Source organism: Anabaena sp. CCY 9613, from assembly GCF_963920895.1.
GTDB lineage: Bacteria > Cyanobacteriota > Cyanobacteriia > Cyanobacteriales > Nostocaceae > Cyanocohniella.
The window spans coordinates 184071-203469 of sequence record NZ_CAWUDE010000007.1; the positions used below are offsets into that span (position 1 = coordinate 184071).

Consider the following 19399-nt stretch of genomic DNA (forward strand, 5'->3'; position numbering starts at 1 on the left):
ATTAGTCGGGCTACGTAGAGACGCGGAGAGTGAGAGTTTGAATTTTTGAATTTTGGCATTTCATACTCGTATTCAGCAATGACTTTCTCAAGCTATGGATGACTGGAGGTTACCAATCAGGTGTGCTTCTACCATTTCAGCTAGAGTAGGTAGCGATCGCAAATCACTAGACCGAATCAGACGGTAGCTAGGTATGTTTTTGGCAATCTTGGTGCATTGCAGGAATTGAGCTGTGTTGTGAACCTGATACCATCGCGTAGGCAGTGAGTTACGCATTAATTCTGTTAAACTTTCAGGCGATCGCAGTTGTTTTATCCCCACAGTTGAGTCTTTACTCAGCATATAAATCCGCTTGAGTGGTAAGGCCGTTTGAGAGAAGTTTTTCGCCACCCGGAAACCACCTTTTTTTAATTGAGAGTGCAACAGCAGTAGTTCAGACTGGTCGTGACCCAAGATTTCTGCTACTTCGGGAAACAGTTTAAACTGCGGATAACCAGGAAATACAGTGATGGTGTCTGTTTCTGTACTGATTGCGACAACATCATCTGTAATAATGCGATGTCCTTTGGTATGGAGTGCTGCGGCAATGGTAGACTTACCCCAGCCTGACTTACCGACAAAAGCAATAGCACTACCATCAAACTCTACTGCACTCCCATGTAATACAAACAAGCCTCGTTGATAAAGCAAAATTGACATGATAGTGCCAACGATGTAAAGGCTAATTAATCTTTCATCATCATTTAAAGGAGTAACAATAATTTCGCATCCATTACGAATGATAAACAAAGCAGCCTTTTTATCAAAAAGAATCGCTTCTTCTAGTGTCACTTTGATGAAGCAAGTATGATTACCTTTTACTTCATCAGGGATGGTAGCATTTCTATTCCATCGAATTGTGATGTCACCAGGTAATTGTGCAGGAATAAATTCGAGTAACTCTATTTCAGATTTTATTGCCAGACCATAAGCAAAGTATGAAAACATAATTTAGTCAATGAGTCTAATATTTGTTAATTGTAAAATTCACCTTTATCAACTATTGAAAAAATAGCTAGAGTTGAGTAAACAAAATTATTAAGTCTATATTGATAAATAAACTTATTTTTTGACCTCAACTCTTAGCTATAGCGATTTCAATTGGATGGATAAACATTTCAAGCTTTTACCCATGCCTCTGTGACAAGCTTAAGTGAATGCTTGCTACCTCTTTATTAATAGAGAACTTGGTATTTCCATAAATATATAGTCTATATTTATGGGGGCAATGGGCAGGAGATTAGCTTTTTCTAATGTCCTTTATGCAACTAAAGCTCGTTATATTTATCCGCATTTTTAGTCAAATTCCGTATTTATTGAACTATTCTAAATACTAAAAATGACTCACCATGTAAGGCATTTGCTGCTTACCAAAACATTAACTAATTTGAGCCAGTGTTCCTTGTTCACCAGCAGTAATAGTAGTGGTAACTCCACCAATAATAAAAACAATGGAATCGCTAGTTCCGGCATCCTTACTAAATGTTTGTTCAGTGATATCTTCTACGGAACCGTATACATTTAATTCGGGTTTAGACCAGGCTTTTTGTGTTTGCATTTTTGTTTCTCCTTAGAGTTTTTTGAATGATTAATTAGTAGGAAAACCTACATCATTAGTATTACTGAAAATTCCAATTTCCTCTATGCATAAGCAACAACTTCATCTAATCTTTAACGAATTTTGTAGTTATAAAAAAGTTGTGTTTTGCAACCAAATTGCTAAGTTAATTGCTGTGTAAACTGTCATAGCATCTTGTTCGTGCATAGGGTTAGACAAATAGCGAAAATAGGTAGATCGTAATTCTGCAATATCTACATACTTTTCAATAATTTCAGGTTGCTTAATAATTACTCCCTCTAAAACTTTCTGTTCAAATTCGATCAGCTTAGGTTTAAAACTCGCACCTAAATTGGCTTTAGAAATTCTTGTTTGCAGTTCAGGCGGTAAAATTCCTGCCATAGCACGACGAGCAATTAGCCTAGTCCATCCAGAGGAACATTTTTGGTCAGGAGGTATAGCTAAACAAAATTCCATCAACCTGCGATCGCAGAAGGGAAACGCCAAAGAAACAGCAAAAGCACTAGATAATTTATCAGCTATTTCTAGCCCATATTGAATTAAGCCAGAGTTAATACTATGCCAATGTATTTCTCTAGCTGTCACAGGTATATCAATACTTTTTTTCTGTTCCTGAAAATATGCTGATAAGTTTATCTGTTTGGCGAATGCAGGATTAATTGCTTTTTCAGCCCAGATTGGTTTATCAACCATTCGTCCAATAAATTCAGGTATTAAAGGTTGCAATCCCCATCGCCAAATTACTTGCGTCCAAGGCTGGTGAAATCTGGATGCGTAAGCTTTAGTTTCTTTCAAAAACCTCTTAAACTTGAATGTGCGGATTAAATCTGTTAGATAGTACTGACCATGAGAAATAGTCGTATCACCATCTATACCATCTAAGACAATACGAACATTATTTTCTCGGACTTTTTGATAAATTATCCAATTGAGGTATAGATTAGGGGCACAGAAACCTTCATCCATATACCAAAAAATTTTGTCATGGTCTGTTAAAGGACTAATCCCATCCGCCTCAATATAGTGAGGTATAATCCCCTCCTGAGCTACAACTAAGTCAACATAAAATCGTTCATCAATCAGCCGTAAGTATTCTGCTTGTAAGTTGGGAAAAATAGCAGAAAAAGAGTGTAATTTTTCATACTTCTGTTGCGTCAGGATATCACGAGCAACACAGGTAATAGAGGAAGAATCTAGCCCCCCGCTCAACATTGAGCCTACAGGAAAGGCGCTGCGTAGTCGGCAACTTATCGCTTTAGTAAAAATTTCTCGATAGGCTTCGGCATACTCTTGATTTGAACTTAATCGCAGTTCTTGTGATGGATCTAACGACCAATAACGCCGGGTTTGCTTAGTTTCATAACCAACAATCAGACTATGGGCTGCTGGAAGTCGGAGAATATCTTCATAAAAGGTAATCTCCCGGTCTTCAAACACTCTAGATAAGTATTGTCCTACTCTGAGTTCATTGAGTCGGCGAGGTACTTCTGGTAAGCACAGCAGAGCTTTAATTTCGGAAGCGAAGGCAAAAATCTGGCTCGAACGATAGTAGTAAAAAGGTCTGATACCCATTGGATCTCTGGCGCAGAAAAGTATCTGCTGGCGCTGATCCCAAATGACAAAAGCAAAATCGCCTAATAGCTTCTGCGGGCAATGTTCTCCCCATTTTTCATAGGCAGATAAAATGAGTTGACTATCAGTAATTGTTGCCGATGGCTGATCGTTCAACTGCAATGCAGAAATGAGTTCATCTCGATTATCAATGCGAGCATCGGCTGTAATAACTAAATTTCCTGGGCGATGAACTAAAGGTAATTTTTCTAACAAAGATTCGGGAGTTGTCCACAGCATCCTGTGTCCCATCCCCACAGACTCCTGCATCCATATGTCTGCACCATCAGAACCACGATGAGCTAAAACTTGAGCCATCTTTGCCAAAGTGGCTGAGTCTATTTGCTGTCCGTCTAGATAGTAAACTCCAAAAATTGCACTCACAAGTTGATACCCGTTTAAAAGATTAAACTCAAACTACTTTTTGGTATAAAGGCGGAAGCGGAATAAAGTATGACAAATTTCTAGAGTTGCCGATGATTACTTGACCTTGAATTTCTACCCAAGCATGAGCTTCAAACTTTTCTTGTTGAGTTTTAGCAACTCCAATACGCAGATCAGTTCTATAACCCTGTTGTGCCAGTAATATATGAGTTACTAAAGCACGTGCGAGACACGTAGGTTTGGGAATCATATATTGGCTAACAATCTCCACTGCCCAAACCACTCTACGCCAAACTATTTCATCAGGTTTTGGAATATTGGGAGATGCAGAAACAATTTTTCCTACAAGTTTATGCAAATTTCTCCAAGCTAATAGCTTCAGCCCTAGCCTGATCATGGTCATGATGATAAAAGTTCTTAACAGCAGTGGTAAATTCTTCGTCAAACGTAGTAGCTTATATAGTCTTTTCATGACTAATCTCAATTAACTGTGCGGCTTGTAGCTGTAACAGCAATTCCATTAAATCGCGATCGCATTCTTCAGGTGTCACCTTATACTCTTGTAAAAGAGTCTGCTTGATATCTTTTACAGTTTTTGGTTCCTTAATCAAAGTCCATATCCTTGCTCCTACTTCATTCAGACTTTGATAGACTCCAGACTTGAAGTTGAGAATCACTACTTCATCGCCAATATCTGAAGAGATTTGTTCAGGAACAGCTACTACTATTGAGGATTCTGAGATTTTGTGTTTTAGTTTGTTGGAGTTCATATGCTCATGTCTATTTGATTTTGGCTGGTGTGAGTATCAAAATCGTTATTTTTGATGACCTCTCCCCAACAGTCCCCAACAGTATCCGTGTCGGAGAGGGGCTTAAATATCTTGAAAGCTCAACGATAAATTAAGCTTTTGCAGCCTCTCTCTTTGCAGGGGAGAGGAATGGAAGTGAGGTTTTTTCAACTTGTCAAACTCACGTTATGGTTAATGACAAAAGTCTTCTCAAGAGGAATAAACTCTCTTGATGCCATAAATTTCAGTCCACTTTAGTGGACTTGGGTTATTCTCTAAGAAATTAATTTCTTGGCGGGAGATTGAGCGGATGCAAGATGCAAGCACAGCTATTTACCAGCGTTCAGACGTGATGAATGTAAACAAATCTGCCAATTTCGTTCAATAGGTTTTCTAAAACTATGCCAAAAAATGATGTTAATATCATGCATTACGCATACTGATTTATAAATGTATCGAAAGAAGTAAATAGTGTGATTTTTTTAGGCTCTATTGTCTAAAATAATACTCAACACTCCATCATCCATCATCTTTTATCACTCTCGTGAGAGAATAATATGATAGTGAATCGACCCGGTACGCCGCTGGAGGAGCGGGGCTACACTTACCGGAGCCGATACGAAAATTCATTGATTGGAAAAAATATTAAGTAAGTCGTGGTGAAAATTTATAAGTATGTAACAAAATATTAAGCAGAAGAATGAGAGTTGAATTTTACACGTTGTGTACTGTAGTTTCTCTTTTCACCTCTTCTTTGAACTCCATCAATGACAGCATAGGCAAGGTCTAACTCGTCATCAAAAGTTTTCGAGGCAAGTTCATCTTTTTTGAGGTGTTGCCACTCTAATTCAATGGGATTCATTTCTGAACAATATTTGGGTAAAAAGAAGATGTACAAACCCATGTCTTCCCACTTTGACCATAATTGCTGAACCTCTTTACAGCGATGTATCGGGCCGTTGTCCTGCACGATGACTCTGATGCGTCCTGATTGTTTGGCTTCTGCTGCTTCAAGCTCCATCATTTGGATATAGGATTTGCGTGAAACGCCGCCAATCACCAAACCGTACACAAAACTAACTAGGGGTTGAAGGAACCCAATAATACTTAACCTTCGCCCCCTGCGTTTACTTTGCTCCAAGCGTTTTTGCTGTCCTCGAAAGTAATAACTGTAACTCGGTTCACTCCAAGCACAAAACCCTGATTCATCCACATACTTTAAATCAATTTCGCCAACAGCAGCAGATAATTCCAGCATTTCTAAGTCTGCCTGTTTGATTTGCTGTACTACCGGGTCTTATTTCCCCTTATGGCTTTTTCTGGTTCGTTTCCAAATGACCCCCTTTTTTTAAGTACCTGTCTTAACCAGTCAGGACTCAATTTCACGGAGCGTTCTTGTTCTAATTTTTGAGCTAACTGAACACTGTTATATGTACGTGGCTCTTTCTTCAAACATTCTTCGCGCGAAAATCATGTCAGCTTCCACCCATCTTGATTTTCCTCCCCGCCCTGCTTTCTCCCAAAGCCCCTTATCGCCTAACTTTTCCCATCTATGCAACACTTCTCTCACTGTTTGGGCAGTCCAGTTAAAGTGTGCTGCTATCTTCTCTACATACCAACCATGTGCGCTCAATCTAATTACTTCGGCTCTATCTTTCACCTTCTGGGGTACATCTGCCATTCTCAGGTTCAACAGAGTTTTATCTTGCTCTCTAGTCAGAAATACCCTTAAACGATTGCCCATATCGCTGTTACCTTTGTAGACACATTGTACGTATTTACTTATCTTTACATAGTTTGGTTTTTTCACCTCGCTCTACTTAGTTATAGAATCATACAAGATAGCTACAAGCACATTTTTTATCTTGAGACAACAAAATGATCTCATCACTCCAAATATCTGCCCAAACACCAAAAGAAATAGAATTATTGCTCTGTTGTGCTAGAACGGACATTTCCACCGAAACAGCAGCAAAAATTAGAGAATTATTAAAAGCAGAAATTGACTGGAATTACCTGCTCAAAATTGCAAATTGGCATAAAGTTCAGCCACTTCTTTACTGGAGTTTGAAAAATACTTGTCCAGATGAAGTTCCTCAAAATATTCTTAATAATTTATATATCGATTGGCAAAAAACCACATTTAATAACCTATTTTTGTCTCATAAACTGATTAATATCCTGCATTTACTAGGATCTAACGGCATACCAGTTATACCATTTAAAGGGCCAGTCTTAGCAACGTCAGCTTATGGTAATCTTTCATTGCGGAAATTTAGCGACTTAGACATTTTAGTGAAAAAGCATGATATTCCCAAAGTCAAAGAATTACTAATTTTTGAACAATACCAGCAAGAGGAATGTTTAACAGATACACAAAATGAACTACAACAAGTATTTTGCCAATACAGCTTTTTAAGCAATGATGGTAATGTATGTATAGACTTGCATTGGGAAATAACACCAACTTACTTTCCTTTTAAGCCGGATTTTGATAGTTTGTGGAAACGTCTCCAGCCTGTATCCCTGGCAGGTACAAAGATACTTGAACTATCTCCAGAAGATGCCGTCTTGTATTTGTGTGTACATGGATGTAAGGATTTATGGCAAAGATTATCTTGGATTTGTGATATTTCTCAATTGATTCAAGCTAATCCACAAATGCAATGGCTAACAATTTTAGAACGGGCTAAAAAGCAAGATTGTGAGCGAATGTTATTACTTGGGTTATTTTTGGCACAAGATATACAAGCATCCAATCTGCCAGAAGAAATTGAGCAAGCAATTCACAAAACACCAATTATCAACTCACTCGCCACAGAAGTTAAAGAAAGGCTTTTTAGTCAAATTGACGAATCCCCGGATGTTTTTGAAAGGTCTTTTTGGTCTTGGCGTTTAACCTTTCATTTCCGAATTATGGAAAATTTCCGGCAGAGAGTTTTATTGTGTCTGTTTATTTTCCGATTTGCGCTGACACCAAAAGATAAAGACTATGTATTTTTGACACTACCAAGTTGGCTTTCTGGTTTATATTATTTAGTCCGCCCAGTTCGATTACTGGGTATATTTGGGTTAACACCCTTAAAACGCTTTCTGGAATGGGGGTATGAGTATCATCAGAACAGAAAATCGGGTTAAGCTTAAAAGCCTTATTCGCTAAGGATTTTCCTGATAACGAAGGTCATTAACTTAAACTTATGATCGAGTCACTACTGGAGTTTAGACTAGTCTAAACTCCAGTAAGTATATTTTAATAATGTAATTCAAGTTTTAACTTCAGTACAATTATTAGTATAAATTTATCTCACCCAGAGGCGCAGAGAGTAAGAGATAAAAATGAGCTATTTTTCAAGTTTCTACTGTGATTTTTTCTGCAATGTCATATGTGTCCTTTTTGTCCTCTATGTTTCTATAGTTTGTATTTTTCCACACCCCAGACAAAGTATCAAAATCTAACTCATTCCTCTCCCCCTCAGCAGTATTTTGAAATAGCACTGTAAACGCACCAGCACCCAACCGATCTTGAGGAAACAGGCGATAACAAGGAATATTACTTAAATGTGATTGATACTTCTCTAAATAACTCACATCTACGGCCCGGAATTGAGGAAACCTTGACAAAAACCATTCACAAATCTGCTCATTTTCTTCAGGGGAATAAGTACAAGTCATATAAGCTAAGTAACCCTGTGGTGCCACCAATTGAGCCGAATTAGCAATAATTCTTTTTTGCCGATTGGCACTTTTATTAATAGCAGTTGGATGAAAACATCCAGGTGCTTTTTCACCCTTAGCCAGTAAAGATTGTCCAGTACAAGGCGCATCTACCATGACTAAATCACTAGACAATGGTATTTTTTCAGCAAAAATACTAGAATCTCGATTAACCACAGTACAAGGATTAATCTGACAACGCTTTAAATTAGAAATAAGCATCCCCAATCGCTTACCAATCACCTCATTACTAACTAGTAAATCAGGCTGGAAAGCCTTCCAGGCGAAAATACTTTTACCACCAGGGGAAGCACACATGTCAAAAACTACCCGCACAGCTTGAGGAATTGCTAACAAAATCGAAGCTGCAAAAACAGAAGAAAAATCTAAACAATAGAAATAACCTTGATCATGCAAGATATTTTTTCCGGGTTTTTCGCCTATGCTTAAACGGTCTACAAATTGTGGTTGCCAAATTGTTGTTTTTTCTGCCATAAAAGGCAAAATATCTGGTTTGTCTTGGCACCAAATAATAGCAGATGCAAAAGATTGGGGATGAATTAACGAATTGATGAATTTTTCTTGATTATCTGGGTTTTCAAACAAACGTCGTGAGAGTTTAAGTAATAAATTTGATGGTTTTTCCATTAGTAAAAATGTTACAGAAGAACAATGCTATCTAGGGTATTGGCTGCATACTGAAAACATAATGACCCCATTCTAAATAATGATTGCCAAGCTAACCCACTGCACCGGAGATGGTCATAAATGTTAGATGATTTTCAGCAAAAATTACGCCGAGAAGCACAATTGTGGCGAGATGAAGGATTGATTAGTTCGTCACAGTACCAAGACTTAGCAGAACGTTATCGATTTAATAACTTGGAAGCTGCTGCACGCGATCGCTTTGGCATGATGGTGATATCTATAGGTGGTATCCTGTTGTTTCTAGGTGTAATTACCTTTGTTGCAGCCAACTGGCAAGTTTGGTCACGGGAAGTCAAATTTATCCTCATGATGAGTTTGTTTCTGTCAACTAGTATCACTGGTTTTTATACATGGATACCAGTTAAACAAAGCAACAATGAAAGAAATAAACAGCAACAAGGCAGACGCATACTCGGAGAAGGATTGCTAATTCTCAGCGCTTTTATCTTTGGCACAAATATAGTGCTGATGGCACAAATTTTCAACATTAACGGTTCTATACCCGAACTGTTTTTTGCTTGGGGATTTGGTGTTTTGGTCATGGCTTACTTTCTGTCCTTAAATTCCCTGGGAATTATGGCCATTGTCCTGATCCAAATTGGTTATTGGACAGGAAGAGGAGACTTGTGGTATGCATCTAGCGACTGGAATTGGGTACGGTTGGCAGTTCGACATATGCCTTTATTGTCATGGTTGCTATTTGTACCCTTAGCATATTTTTGTCGCTCACGCTGGATATTTGTCTTAGCAGCCGTAGTTTTTGCTGTGACATTGCAGTTAAATCTCAATCCGCTACCACTGCTGAATTTCTCTGATATGGCTCCTTGGGTGGCATCTTTTGCTTTAGCATTGCCACCTGCATTATTCTGGAGTTATGATGATCTGCTTTTTCCCACAGTAAATTACAGGCTATTTCAACCCCTAGCCCGTAACTTAGCTTTGATATTTTTCGGACTTGTTTTTTATGCCTTGTCTTTTCGTTGGCAATGGGTAGCCCCAAGTTTCAATTCTTTCCTACCCACAAACAGAAGCAACCTGTTTATGTCTCTGCCCGTAATTGATTTAGGGATTTTGAGTGGTTTAGCAGTATTACAATGGTTGTCACTGCTGCGGTTGAGAAATAACCCACCTCGCCGGGAAGTAATTTTCACTATTGCAGTTGTGACTACGTTTTTGGCTTTCATCATCATTACACCTTTCTGGCATCTAGCTATTACCCGCATTGATGAACTAGGCAGTTTCATGTTCAATGTATTGTTGGCGTTTTTAGCTGCGGGATTAATTCGCGAAGGAATTAAATTAAACGACAGACGCACCTTTTGGGGAGGTATGCTATTACTAACACTGCAAATTATTAGCCGCGTGATAGAATACGACACTGATATCCTTTTTCAGTCCTTGGTCTTTTTTCTTTGCGGTTCGGCATTAATTAGCGCTGGACTGTGGTTTGAACGTCGCTTACCTGCCGGATCTCGTAATTCGTAATTTCTTTTTTGTAGCGGTATTAGTACAGCTGCGCGGAAGCCAAAAGTCAGAAAGCTTTTATTTTGGGCTTTTTAACTGTTTAAAAGGCTATCCATATTTACGCCGTACTGTACTAGGTTGTAAAATCTCGTTGCTTCATCCTGTTTAGAGGATCTCTGCGTCAGTCCTAATTCTGGAAATCCCAGACAACATCTTGAAAAATACCCCCTCATTTTAGGACTACGCTCATGAGAAGTGATCCCTCTGAATCGAGTAAAAAGAAAACATTGCCTCCGGAAGTCGAGTTTTCAGAGAAGCTGACTTTTCGAGATTACTTGATTGCTACTGAACAAAAAGCGAACAAGCCTCTACCTATTTGGCGGCTATTAGTTCCCCTATTAATTCAAACAGGCATCATCTTGGCGGTTCCCACTCAAGCCATGTACACCAACATTGCCGGTAGGGATGTAATTTTGCAAACCTTGCCTCAAAATCCTAACAATGTGGTGCAAGACTTTTCCCTCAACCTGGATTACAACATATCTCGTGTGGACAATTTGCGAAGGCTTCCCGGTTGGGATGATTTACTGAGGAGAAATCAAGGGAGAAATAGACAATTACTACCAGGAACCAACTTGTACGTGATTTTGCAAGAGCAACAATTCTCAGAAGGTGGTGTTCCTAGAGCTTGGAGACCAGTACGAGTAAATAGTACTTTACCCCAGTCTCTTCCTAGTAATCAAGTAGCCTTAAGGGGTGTGTATCAAAATAATGCCATCACTTATGGAGTAGAAACATACTATCTACCAGAACAAGAACGCCAGCAAATTAGTAACGATATCTTTGAATCTGCCCAGCAAATCAGAGGATCAAGAGGTAGACAAATTAGACCCATTACCGTCAGAGTCAGAGTAGATCCTCAAGGTAACGCTGTACCGGTGAGTTTGTGGGTACGCGATCGCAATTATCGTTTTTAATAGACAGAAATTCCCACAAGCTCTCAGTTTGAATGTAGCCCGCTTGTGGGAATAAATGTATTTGTTTAATTTTCGTGACGTGCATTCCAGGCGACACAGCAAGCCGCGCCCGCCCCTGCTAATAAACCAGTACTCATTCCTTGTACAGTCTTTTGTACAGGATCTTTGGTCACACAATCGCTTGTAACCTCATCAGATTGCAAGCAAATATTGCTTTCTGCCCAACTTGATGTACCTCCGAGAAGTACACCAGTTAAACTACAGGAAACAACTAGCAGTAACAGGCGTTTAGTTTTTCTATCCATAGATGGATGCGTTAAATACAAAAAATAGTTATTTGACTTTCAACTACTGTACACATTGATGCTGCTAATGTCAGCTGGTTAAATTGATTGTCTACTTATTATCAACCTTTTTCCAGAGGTGAGGATAGCTTTTGAGAGCCTTCAATAGTAAAGATAACAGAAGTATGCCCTTATTATTTGGCAATGATAGCTGTTTATTTTGGCAGTGCAATGGCTAAACTGACAGAAGATGTCAGGGTAAGACTTGTTCCCTAAAGTACTAACCAGCGGTTATCAGGTTCATGTAATAACTAGTTCCAGACCGCGTTAACATTAAGGAATGTAAAGTCTCGTAATAAATTTTTAGTCCAACCTTATATACATAATTAACAATGACGACATCTACAAACACTTTTACCCCAAGTAAAACTTGGATGTGGCAAGGCTTCCCCATTTGCTATCAGAGTCAAGGAAATAATGGCCCTGCGGTGGTTTTAGTACATGGCTTTGGCGCTTCTTGGTGGCACTGGCGCAAAAATATCCCCGTTTTAGCAGAAAATTGTCGTATCTTTGCTATTGATTTGATTGGCTTTGGTGCTTCAGCTAAACCTCAACCGGGGGAAAAAATTGCTTACACACTAGAAAATTGGGGACAGCAGTTAGCAGATTTTTGCCGTGAAGTAGTGGGTGGGCCTGCTTATTTAGTAGGAAATTCCATTGGCTGTATTGTGGTTATGCAAGCAGCAGTGAGCAACCCGGATATAGCTTTAGGAGTGGCTTTACTCAACTGCTCCTTACGGTTGTTACACGATCGCAAACGGGCTACACTACCATGGTCTCGTCGCTTCGGAGCGCCCATTCTCCAACGAATATTATCTATCAAACCAGTGGGTAACTTTTTTTTCAATCAAGTTGCTAAACCGAAAACAGTCAGAAAGATTTTGCTGCAAGCCTACGCGAATGCAGAGATAGTAACAGATGAGTTAGTGGATATTCTCACCGCACCGGCAAAAGACCCAGGCGCTGTAGCTGTGTTTCTCGCTTTTACTGCTTATTCTACAGGCCCATTACCAGAGGATTTGTTACCTTTATTATCTTGTCCGGCAATTATTTTATGGGGAACAGCTGATCCTTGGGAACCAATAAGCTTAGGTAGAGAGTTAGCCAACTACCCACAAGTGCTAAAATTCATTCCCTTAGAAGGCGTGGGACATTGCCCTCAAGATGAAGCACCTGAATTAGTCAATCCTATTTTACAAGATTGGATTTGGGAGATAGCAAGTTAAAAAACGAAGCCGTTGAGGCTTCGTTCCTTAAAACCTGTTGTATCAGGTTTTGTAACTGTAACTGCACCTTTTAAGGTGCCAAAAAAAGTTGATATGCTCTTGTTACCTTGTGATTTGTGGCTAACGGTGAAGCTATGGAATTAAGTAGACTTAGCTGATTTACCACCAACCACGGCGGTAACCACCGTGGAAGCGTCTGCCGCCATAGAAGCCGCCACGCCAGAAAGGTCTTCTGCGGTAACCACCACCACGGTAACCACCCCAGTAGCCATATCCTCCGGACACATTCTCTTGCTCTTCTGTAGATAAATCCACCAATGAATCAGATTGGATGACTTGATTTGACATAATTTTTCACCTCAATTTTATTTGTGAGTCATACACACTTAGGCAAAAAGGAATATGGGTGTGTATTACCTATACTTTTATTTCTAAACATATTTACCGGAGATTAAATTATCCCAAAGCTATAAATAAATAAACCACATTTCTATCTTTTGACTCATGATCAATTGAAATTTAATTCAAGTTAAAGTTGCTGTTATTAAAGAAAAACATCTGTAAATATAATTTGATATTTTTATCTATTGATTTTCTGTGATTTCAAAACAAGCTCATCAAATAGATTGTAAGAGGCAAAAAAAGCTCTCTCCTAGTAGAAGCTACCGTGTACACACATCTCTGTACTCGGTGCAAAATTTGGATTGATCACCCCAAATCCACGCCACTTGCTACAAGTCGGGAAACCTGTCCAAAGCAGTGGCTCCCCTTATCAACGTGAGTTCGATGGCTTTAAAAAACCCGCTTCCATTCCCCGACGCGGGGAGAGGCTTAAAAACACTATTTTTTCGTACCAAACTGTAGATTTTTTGCCCCTTTCCTCGTAGGGAAGGGGTTGGGGTTAGGTTCCGTCGAACTCACGTTTATCAAGGGGGACTTTAAGAAATTTTCCCCCCTTTTTCTACGCCGAAGGCGCATCCCCAAAGGGGCTTAGAGGGTTAGGGGGGTACAAACGCTGTTAGGCAACTTGATACGACTGGTGTGTACACCGTAGCCTAGTAGAAGAGAGGCTTTGGCTCTAACTCTTGTCTAATAAAGCAAGAATGAGATGATAATGTTTCTAGGGCTTTAATGTTTAGTAGAATAATTACTAAACAACCGCTAAGACTATTCTTTGCCTATGTTCTTAGTAACGATTAAAAGAGTATGGTTGTGGTCTTCTGCTACGTTGTCCTGCAATGAAGCCTAAAATGCGAACTGGGAAACTGTTACCACTAGAATCGGTCAGGGTACCATCAACGGTAATATCAGGTCGAGGTTTACCACCCCAGAATCTTCCACCAGATAAATTCTGTTGTTCTTCTGCGGATAACTCCGCAAATAAATCGGATTTGATGATATAAGATGACATAATTTATTGCCTCAATGTCGTACATAAAATGAGAAAACACCTATGCTAGAAAAAAACTTAAATAGGTGCAGTTTTACGGCTAAGGCTTCCAGTTATACCGTAAATAATGTGGTCGCTAAGTAGTCACAACTATTTGCATTAAAGTGTGTAGGATAAGTATTTTTATGGTAGCCATATATTGGTAGTTTCTATTTTCTCTCTAAGTTAGTATTTTAATACCTCGAAAAGACAGAATGAAACTGCCACTATTCTCCTAACAAAAGGTTTATTTAGGAGAAAATTATATGGCTATTTTCCTCACTCCAAAATTTGCAAATATTAACCTAGGTGACTAGTCTTCTTTATCTTTTTTTGGCTTAACTACTTCAAGTATTCCAGTAAGCCGGATGGGATAACGACGAACGCGATCGCCTGAGGGAAACTCTGTACTTAGCTCATCATCATCTTCCCCATTTTCCACATCCATTTCATTTTGTCCACCAGAAAGAAGTTCTTGTTCTTCTGCGGATAAATCTTCTAGTAAATCCGATGCGATGATTTGTTTTAACATAAATACTTGACCTCACTTATTTACATAGGTGTGTAATTACCTATGCTTTAATTATTAATTATTCTCTGATAATTTAAATTACTCTCAAGATAGAAAATAACAGAAACGATCTATTTCTTTTGATTTATAATAATATTTTATATATATTTTTCAACATTTTCAGCACGATAGAGAGCCATCAATCGTGACTCCCTAACTTTATTAATATTGAATTCGTACGGAAACCTATTTTGCTCATTTATCTCGATTAATGTAAATGAGCATCTTGGTGAAAATCCAAAAAAATTATCTAAAAATCATGAATTAATATTTTGGGAAAATAATCCTCTCAAAACATTAGTAACAAAGTTATTAACTCGATTACTAGTGTCACTAAAGTTGGGAATGCCAAATGTTATGGAAGATGCCATAGTCACCTGTGATAAATTGTATCTAGTAGTTTGTGATCCAGATTCACCACCTGCAAGATTTACGTTATTCTCCGCTTCAGTTTGAATGTCAGTTTTTTGCAAAAAAAAGTCAGCGCTACCCAATACATTCATACTCTGTCCACCAGCTAAAGTTTCTTGTTCTTCTTCAGACAAACATGGCAAGAAATCTGAATCATGGTAAATGTTATTTTTAGACATGACATCACCTAATCACACCGAAAATAATTTCATAATGCTAAAAATTTTAAATGCTCTCCTTGATGCGATATAAAAGTATCTTGAGTCCCTTGTAATTGAACTTGTCCTTTTTCTAACATCACAATCCAATCAGCTCGATGGATGACACTAGGACGGTGAGTTATGAGGATTGTAGTTTTGCCTTTGCGATATTCTAATATCTGATCTAAGACGCTAGCTTCACTAACTGGGTCTAGCCCTGCGGTGGCTTCGTCTAAAATTAGTACAGGTGGATTAGTGAGAATGCCTCTTGCGATCGCTAATCGTTGTCTTTGTCCACCAGAAAGATTGGCCCCAAATTCGCCCAATACCGTTTGGTACTTATTGGGTAATTGGCTAATAAAGCTGTCTGCATCAGCGATATGGCAAGCGTGGACAATTTCCTCAAAGGGGATATGAGGCATTCCTAGGCGGAAATTCTCTAAAATTGAGCGACTCCAGAAATGAGGTTCTTGGGGTACATACACCACTTGTTGTCTGAGACAATCAAGGGCCAAATCTTGGAGATTATACAAACCAATGCGGATATTGCCAGAAGTCGGTTGATATAAGCCTGCTATCAGCTTGGCTAAAGTACTTTTGCCACAACCAGATTTACCAATCAAAGCGATCGCCTGTCCACCGGGAAGCTTAATCGAAAAGTCTTCTAGTAAGTCAATTCTACCGGCATGATGAAATGTCATGTGGGAACAATGAATATCTGCACTCCCCGATATTTGCGCTACAGGCTTTTGGCTACCTCCCACAACTTCTGGTGTCGCATCGATTACTTCTAAGAGGCGAGAAATGGCTGTTTGAGAACGAAAATAGTCGTCAACTAAACCAACTACTGAATTAACCAAATTCAGAACATTAATTTGCAAAGCATTAAAAGCCAGCATTTGACCAATGGTTAATTGGCCCCGAATTACTAAAATACTACCTAGTCCTAATAAAGCCACACCACCTATTGTCGAAAATAGTCTTGCCAGAGTACTGTTAATAATTCCGATTTGCACAGTACTAAATGTCAAATTAGCCAGGCGACCAAAACGACTTTGAAATTCTTCCCAGAATTGAGGTGCAGCATTTGTAGTTTTTAGTACTTGTGCCCCCTTAAATGTTTCCACTAATACGCCTTGATTTTCTGCTCCTAAAACTAAAAGATTGCGGGTTTTTTGTTGGAGGATAGGCAAAAAAGGCAAGGTGGATAAAGTCATTAAAGCACCAAAAAATATCACTGCTAGTGTTAACTGCCAGCTATAAAACAACATTAAGCAAAAAGAAACCACTGCAATAAAAAACTGGCTAGGTAAAAGAATTACTATCTGCGATACTAACTGGTTAATATCATTAATATCTCGTAATCGACTAGTAATTTCACCACTACGACGGGCTTCATAGTAATTTAAAGGCAACTGGAGAATTTTTCGCCCAAACTCCAAAACTAATCCTAATTGCAGCCTTTGACTAAAGTGAGCAATCATCGTAGATTGCAAGAATTGTAGAGTACCGCCGAATACAGTCATTACCACAACTGCTGCCACCACAACAGTTAGTAACTGAGTATCTCCCCGAATCAGAACATCATCTGTCAGCAGTTGAATTAAAACGGGAGTACCCAAAGCGAGTATACCCAAGACAATGTTGATCAATAAAACCTGAGTTAGTAAACCACGATAAGGCAGAATACGCTTAATAAAGCGTCCCAAACCACCCATTGGTTTATCTTGGGGCTGATCAAAAAAGCGCTCTGGATCGGGTTCCAGTAACAGCATCACCCCATTCCAAGCAGCTGTTAATTCGTCGCGGGTAACATAACGGATGCCCACCGACGGATCAGCAATGGCGTACTTTTTGCCTCGTTGGTTATATAAAACCACCCAATGATAGCCTTGCCAATGGATGATAGCTGGCAACTGTACTTCTTTGATTCTGTCTATGATTTCTGGCGAAGCTTTCACTGCTCTGGCACTAAAACCCAGATTCTCACAACCACGTTTTAGACCTAATAAAGTTGTTCCTAGTTGTCCAGTTCCTACTGCTTCTCGACTGCGATTGATACTTAAAAACCGTCCATAATGTTTGCAGATTGAAGCTAGACAGGCTGCACCACAGTCTTCTTCACTTAACTGTAAAACGCACGGGTAATTATTAAGAGGTTTGAATAGACCAAACATGGACACCAGACCTGATAAATGTTCTTAATTCGTAGTCCCCAGTCCCCAGTCCCCAGTCCCTAATCCCTAGCCCCTAGTCCTAAAAGTTAAACATCTACAAGCAATCTAGCTTTGCGGAGAATGAATTGAAGTACCGTTTCTTGACGGGAAATAATATCAGCTCTACCTTCCATACCAGCTTTGAGATGACATTGACGATCGCCTCTACCTACATATGTGGTTTTTGGCTCAATAATTGCTTCATAGGCAACCTGAGTAGTTTTTTGCTCGGCGCTATTGTTACCCACTGGTAAGGCATCTGGGGCAATGGTTCTCACTGTCCCGTGGAGAGTACCATATTCTGGATAAGGGCAAGCGGAAACCTGCATTTGCACTTTTTGACCAGGTTTTACTTTGTCGATATCTTGAGCTTGGACAAAAGTTCTAATCAGTAATGGCGCATTGAAAGGGGCAATTTGAGCAATGGGTTGAGTACTTTGCACTACTTGCCCAGGATTACGCAGATTTAATTGCAACACAGTACCTGTAATTGGTGCGCGAATCACACTCTGATGTAGGTCAGTTTCTACCTGTTGTAGTTCTTTGCGCGCCTGATTCAGTTGCTTTTGCAGTTCTAGACGCTGCTGAAGTAGGGTTTCTCGTTCTCGATTCAAACTGGCTAAGGTAGCTTCTCCACTTGCTTGTTCCTGCTTAATTCGTTCAGATGCTACGGTGACAGCAGCCTGACTAGGATTGATAGTGGTTTTAGCTTTTTCTCGGTTGATTTGCGCCACTTGTAAGGCTTGTTCTTTTTCCTCCATTAAGTCTTTGGCATTAGCTTTGGCTTGTTCTAGCTTGGCTTGAGCAGACTTAACGGCTTGTTCTCTTTCTTCCATTAAGTTTTTCGCATTAGCTTTGGCTTGTTCTAGCTTGGCTTGAGCAGACTTAACGGCTTGTTTTTTTTCCTCAAATAGATTGCGGGAAATTGCTCCCGATGCCATTACTGACTGTAATCGATCATGTTGTATCTTGGCTAAATTCAAACCTACTTCAGCTTCTTGTACAGTCGCAGCTATCAAATTATCCTGCTGCAAGCGATCGCGTTGGGCCTTGGCTAAATTCAAAGCTAATTCAGCTTCTTGTACAGTTGCAGTTAATAAATTATTTTGCTGCAAGCGATCGCGTTGTACTTTCGCTAACTTCCAGGCGGCTTCTGCTTGTGTCAGATCAGCTGTAGTTGTAATTCGCTGATCTTCATATTGGCGCTCAGTCGCAGTCAGTTCGGCTTGAGCCGCAATTATTGTCCGGTTAACTAAGGTTCTTTGCGCCAAAATTTGATTGCCAATTTCACTGAATTGAGCATCAATTTGATTCAGTTGTAATTGAGTCTGCTGAATACTGTTTTCTAGTTGGCTTTTTTGTGTCTGGAGTCGGGAATCATCAACGTAAGCAATCGGATCTCCTTGATTCACCACTTGATTTTCGCGCACGGTAATTTTTTGCACGGTTCCCACCACCGCAGATTGCACAACCCGCAGTTCCCCTTTTGGTCGGATACTTGCTGGTGCTTTAACTGTAACTTTGTAATTCAAAATAGATGTCAGACCAGCCCCGGTTATAAATATAGTCAGCAGAAATAAGGCTCCGATATTTGTCCATTTACTCAGACGGGGCAAAAACTCGTTAGCCTCCACTAGATGCAGTTCTTCTGCCGTAGGCTCATTGAAATTATGCCACGAATGGTTTTCTGGGTGGGGTAAGAAGTTCACGGTAATACACCTTGGTGTTAAATGAAAAT

At 39.5% G+C, this 19399-nt stretch carries 17 protein-coding genes and 1 pseudogene; 4 read left to right on the forward strand and 14 right to left on the reverse strand.

Features of this window, described 5'->3' with window-relative positions; all coding sequences use genetic code 11:
• Nucleotides 1-87: 87 nt before the first annotated feature.
• The 6 genes and pseudogenes from ACM0OT_RS10875 to ACM0OT_RS10900 form a co-directional block, all read right to left on the reverse strand.
• Nucleotides 88-987 (reverse strand): hypothetical protein, encoded by a 900-nt coding sequence (locus tag ACM0OT_RS10875; protein ID WP_414564365.1) that lies wholly within the window; start codon nt 985-987, stop codon nt 88-90.
• Between the two features lie 430 nt (nt 988-1417).
• A complete protein-coding gene (locus tag ACM0OT_RS10880) occupies nt 1418-1597 on the reverse strand; it encodes a hypothetical protein (RefSeq protein WP_414564366.1) in 180 nt (59 codons plus the stop codon).
• 129 nt (nt 1598-1726) lie between these two features.
• Nucleotides 1727-3613, reverse strand: coding sequence for a lasso peptide isopeptide bond-forming cyclase (locus ACM0OT_RS10885; RefSeq protein ID WP_414564367.1), 1887 nt, complete (start codon nt 3611-3613; stop codon nt 1727-1729).
• A gap of 28 nt (nt 3614-3641) precedes the next feature.
• On the reverse strand, nt 3642-4085 hold the full coding sequence (locus tag ACM0OT_RS10890) for a lasso peptide biosynthesis B2 protein (RefSeq protein ID WP_414564368.1): 444 nt from the start codon (nt 4083-4085) through the stop codon (nt 3642-3644).
• Nucleotides 4069-4383, reverse strand: a complete 315-nt coding sequence (locus tag ACM0OT_RS10895) for a PqqD family peptide modification chaperone (protein WP_414564369.1) — start codon at nt 4381-4383, stop codon at nt 4069-4071. The genes ACM0OT_RS10890 and ACM0OT_RS10895 overlap by 17 nt, the downstream gene beginning before the upstream one ends.
• A gap of 706 nt (nt 4384-5089) precedes the next feature.
• Nucleotides 5090-6145, reverse strand: a pseudogene (locus ACM0OT_RS10900) (IS630 family transposase).
• Between the two features lie 134 nt (nt 6146-6279).
• Here ACM0OT_RS10900 and ACM0OT_RS10905 point away from each other — a divergent pair.
• Nucleotides 6280-7539 carry a nucleotidyltransferase family protein gene (locus tag ACM0OT_RS10905; protein ID WP_414564370.1) on the forward strand — a complete coding sequence of 420 codons (1260 nt, stop codon included), beginning with the start codon at nt 6280-6282 and terminating at the stop codon, nt 7537-7539.
• Nucleotides 7540-7749: 210 nt separating this feature from the next.
• Here the strand turns inward: ACM0OT_RS10905 and ACM0OT_RS10910 are convergent, their stop codons facing one another.
• Nucleotides 7750-8763 carry an RsmB/NOP family class I SAM-dependent RNA methyltransferase gene (locus ACM0OT_RS10910; RefSeq protein ID WP_414564371.1) on the reverse strand — a complete coding sequence of 338 codons (1014 nt, stop codon included), beginning with the start codon at nt 8761-8763 and terminating at the stop codon, nt 7750-7752.
• Between the two features lie 120 nt (nt 8764-8883).
• Here ACM0OT_RS10910 and ACM0OT_RS10915 point away from each other — a divergent pair, with 120 nt between their 5' ends.
• Nucleotides 8884-10308, forward strand: coding sequence for a DUF2157 domain-containing protein (locus ACM0OT_RS10915; RefSeq protein ID WP_414564372.1), 1425 nt, complete (start codon nt 8884-8886; stop codon nt 10306-10308).
• A 227-nt stretch (nt 10309-10535) separates the two neighbouring features.
• Nucleotides 10536-11264: a GDYXXLXY domain-containing protein gene (locus ACM0OT_RS10920; RefSeq protein WP_414564373.1), complete on the forward strand. Its 729-nt coding sequence runs from the start codon at nt 10536-10538 to the stop codon at nt 11262-11264.
• Nucleotides 11265-11329: 65 nt separating this feature from the next.
• Here the strand turns inward: ACM0OT_RS10920 and ACM0OT_RS10925 are convergent, their stop codons facing one another.
• Nucleotides 11330-11569 (reverse strand): hypothetical protein, encoded by a 240-nt coding sequence (locus tag ACM0OT_RS10925; protein ID WP_414542911.1) that lies wholly within the window; start codon nt 11567-11569, stop codon nt 11330-11332.
• Nucleotides 11570-11940: 371 nt separating this feature from the next.
• Here ACM0OT_RS10925 and ACM0OT_RS10930 point away from each other — a divergent pair, with 371 nt between their 5' ends.
• Entirely contained in the window at nt 11941-12834 is an 894-nt protein-coding gene (locus ACM0OT_RS10930) for an alpha/beta fold hydrolase (protein ID WP_414564374.1), read from the forward strand.
• Nucleotides 12835-12993: 159 nt separating this feature from the next.
• On the opposite strand, the gene ACM0OT_RS10935 is transcribed toward ACM0OT_RS10930, so the two are convergent.
• From ACM0OT_RS10935 to ACM0OT_RS10960, 6 genes are all read right to left on the reverse strand, one after another.
• A complete protein-coding gene (locus ACM0OT_RS10935; RefSeq protein WP_414564375.1) occupies nt 12994-13182 on the reverse strand; it encodes a hypothetical protein in 189 nt (62 codons plus the stop codon).
• Between the two features lie 838 nt (nt 13183-14020).
• Nucleotides 14021-14245, reverse strand: a complete 225-nt coding sequence (locus ACM0OT_RS10940) for a hypothetical protein (protein WP_414564376.1) — start codon at nt 14243-14245, stop codon at nt 14021-14023.
• A 331-nt stretch (nt 14246-14576) separates the two neighbouring features.
• Complete coding sequence (locus tag ACM0OT_RS10945; RefSeq protein WP_414564377.1) at nt 14577-14795, reverse strand: hypothetical protein; 219 nt, start codon at nt 14793-14795, stop codon at nt 14577-14579.
• A 296-nt stretch (nt 14796-15091) separates the two neighbouring features.
• Nucleotides 15092-15424 (reverse strand): hypothetical protein, encoded by a 333-nt coding sequence (locus tag ACM0OT_RS10950; RefSeq protein WP_414564378.1) that lies wholly within the window; start codon nt 15422-15424, stop codon nt 15092-15094.
• A gap of 29 nt (nt 15425-15453) precedes the next feature.
• Complete coding sequence (locus ACM0OT_RS10955; protein WP_414564379.1) at nt 15454-17622, reverse strand: peptidase domain-containing ABC transporter; 2169 nt, start codon at nt 17620-17622, stop codon at nt 15454-15456.
• A gap of 86 nt (nt 17623-17708) precedes the next feature.
• Nucleotides 17709-19370, reverse strand: a complete 1662-nt coding sequence (locus ACM0OT_RS10960; protein WP_414564380.1) for an HlyD family efflux transporter periplasmic adaptor subunit — start codon at nt 19368-19370, stop codon at nt 17709-17711.
• Between the last annotated feature and the right edge of the window lie 29 nt (nt 19371-19399).

Bases quoted from the DNA above. Each gene is read 5' to 3' on its own strand.
- ACM0OT_RS10875 (WP_414564365.1), bottom strand. From the start codon at position 987: ATGTTTTCATACTTTGCTTATGGTCTGGCAATAAAATCTGAAATAGAG.
- ACM0OT_RS10895 (WP_414564369.1), bottom strand. From the start codon at position 4,383: ATGAACTCCAACAAACTAAAACACAAAATCTCAGAATCCTCAATAGTA.
- ACM0OT_RS10955 (WP_414564379.1), bottom strand. From the start codon at position 17,622: ATGTTTGGTCTATTCAAACCTCTTAATAATTACCCGTGCGTTTTACAG.
- ACM0OT_RS10920 (WP_414564373.1), top strand. From the start codon at position 10,536: ATGAGAAGTGATCCCTCTGAATCGAGTAAAAAGAAAACATTGCCTCCG.
- ACM0OT_RS10915 (WP_414564372.1), top strand. From the start codon at position 8,884: ATGTTAGATGATTTTCAGCAAAAATTACGCCGAGAAGCACAATTGTGG.
- ACM0OT_RS10910 (WP_414564371.1), bottom strand. From the start codon at position 8,763: ATGGAAAAACCATCAAATTTATTACTTAAACTCTCACGACGTTTGTTT.
- ACM0OT_RS10880 (WP_414564366.1), bottom strand. From the start codon at position 1,597: ATGCAAACACAAAAAGCCTGGTCTAAACCCGAATTAAATGTATACGGT.
- ACM0OT_RS10935 (WP_414564375.1), bottom strand. From the start codon at position 13,182: ATGTCAAATCAAGTCATCCAATCTGATTCATTGGTGGATTTATCTACA.
- ACM0OT_RS10950 (WP_414564378.1), bottom strand. From the start codon at position 15,424: ATGTCTAAAAATAACATTTACCATGATTCAGATTTCTTGCCATGTTTG.
- ACM0OT_RS10930 (WP_414564374.1), top strand. From the start codon at position 11,941: ATGACGACATCTACAAACACTTTTACCCCAAGTAAAACTTGGATGTGG.
- ACM0OT_RS10905 (WP_414564370.1), top strand. From the start codon at position 6,280: ATGATCTCATCACTCCAAATATCTGCCCAAACACCAAAAGAAATAGAA.
- ACM0OT_RS10890 (WP_414564368.1), bottom strand. From the start codon at position 4,085: ATGAAAAGACTATATAAGCTACTACGTTTGACGAAGAATTTACCACTG.
- ACM0OT_RS10925 (WP_414542911.1), bottom strand. From the start codon at position 11,569: ATGGATAGAAAAACTAAACGCCTGTTACTGCTAGTTGTTTCCTGTAGT.
- ACM0OT_RS10945 (WP_414564377.1), bottom strand. From the start codon at position 14,795: ATGTTAAAACAAATCATCGCATCGGATTTACTAGAAGATTTATCCGCA.
- ACM0OT_RS10940 (WP_414564376.1), bottom strand. From the start codon at position 14,245: ATGTCATCTTATATCATCAAATCCGATTTATTTGCGGAGTTATCCGCA.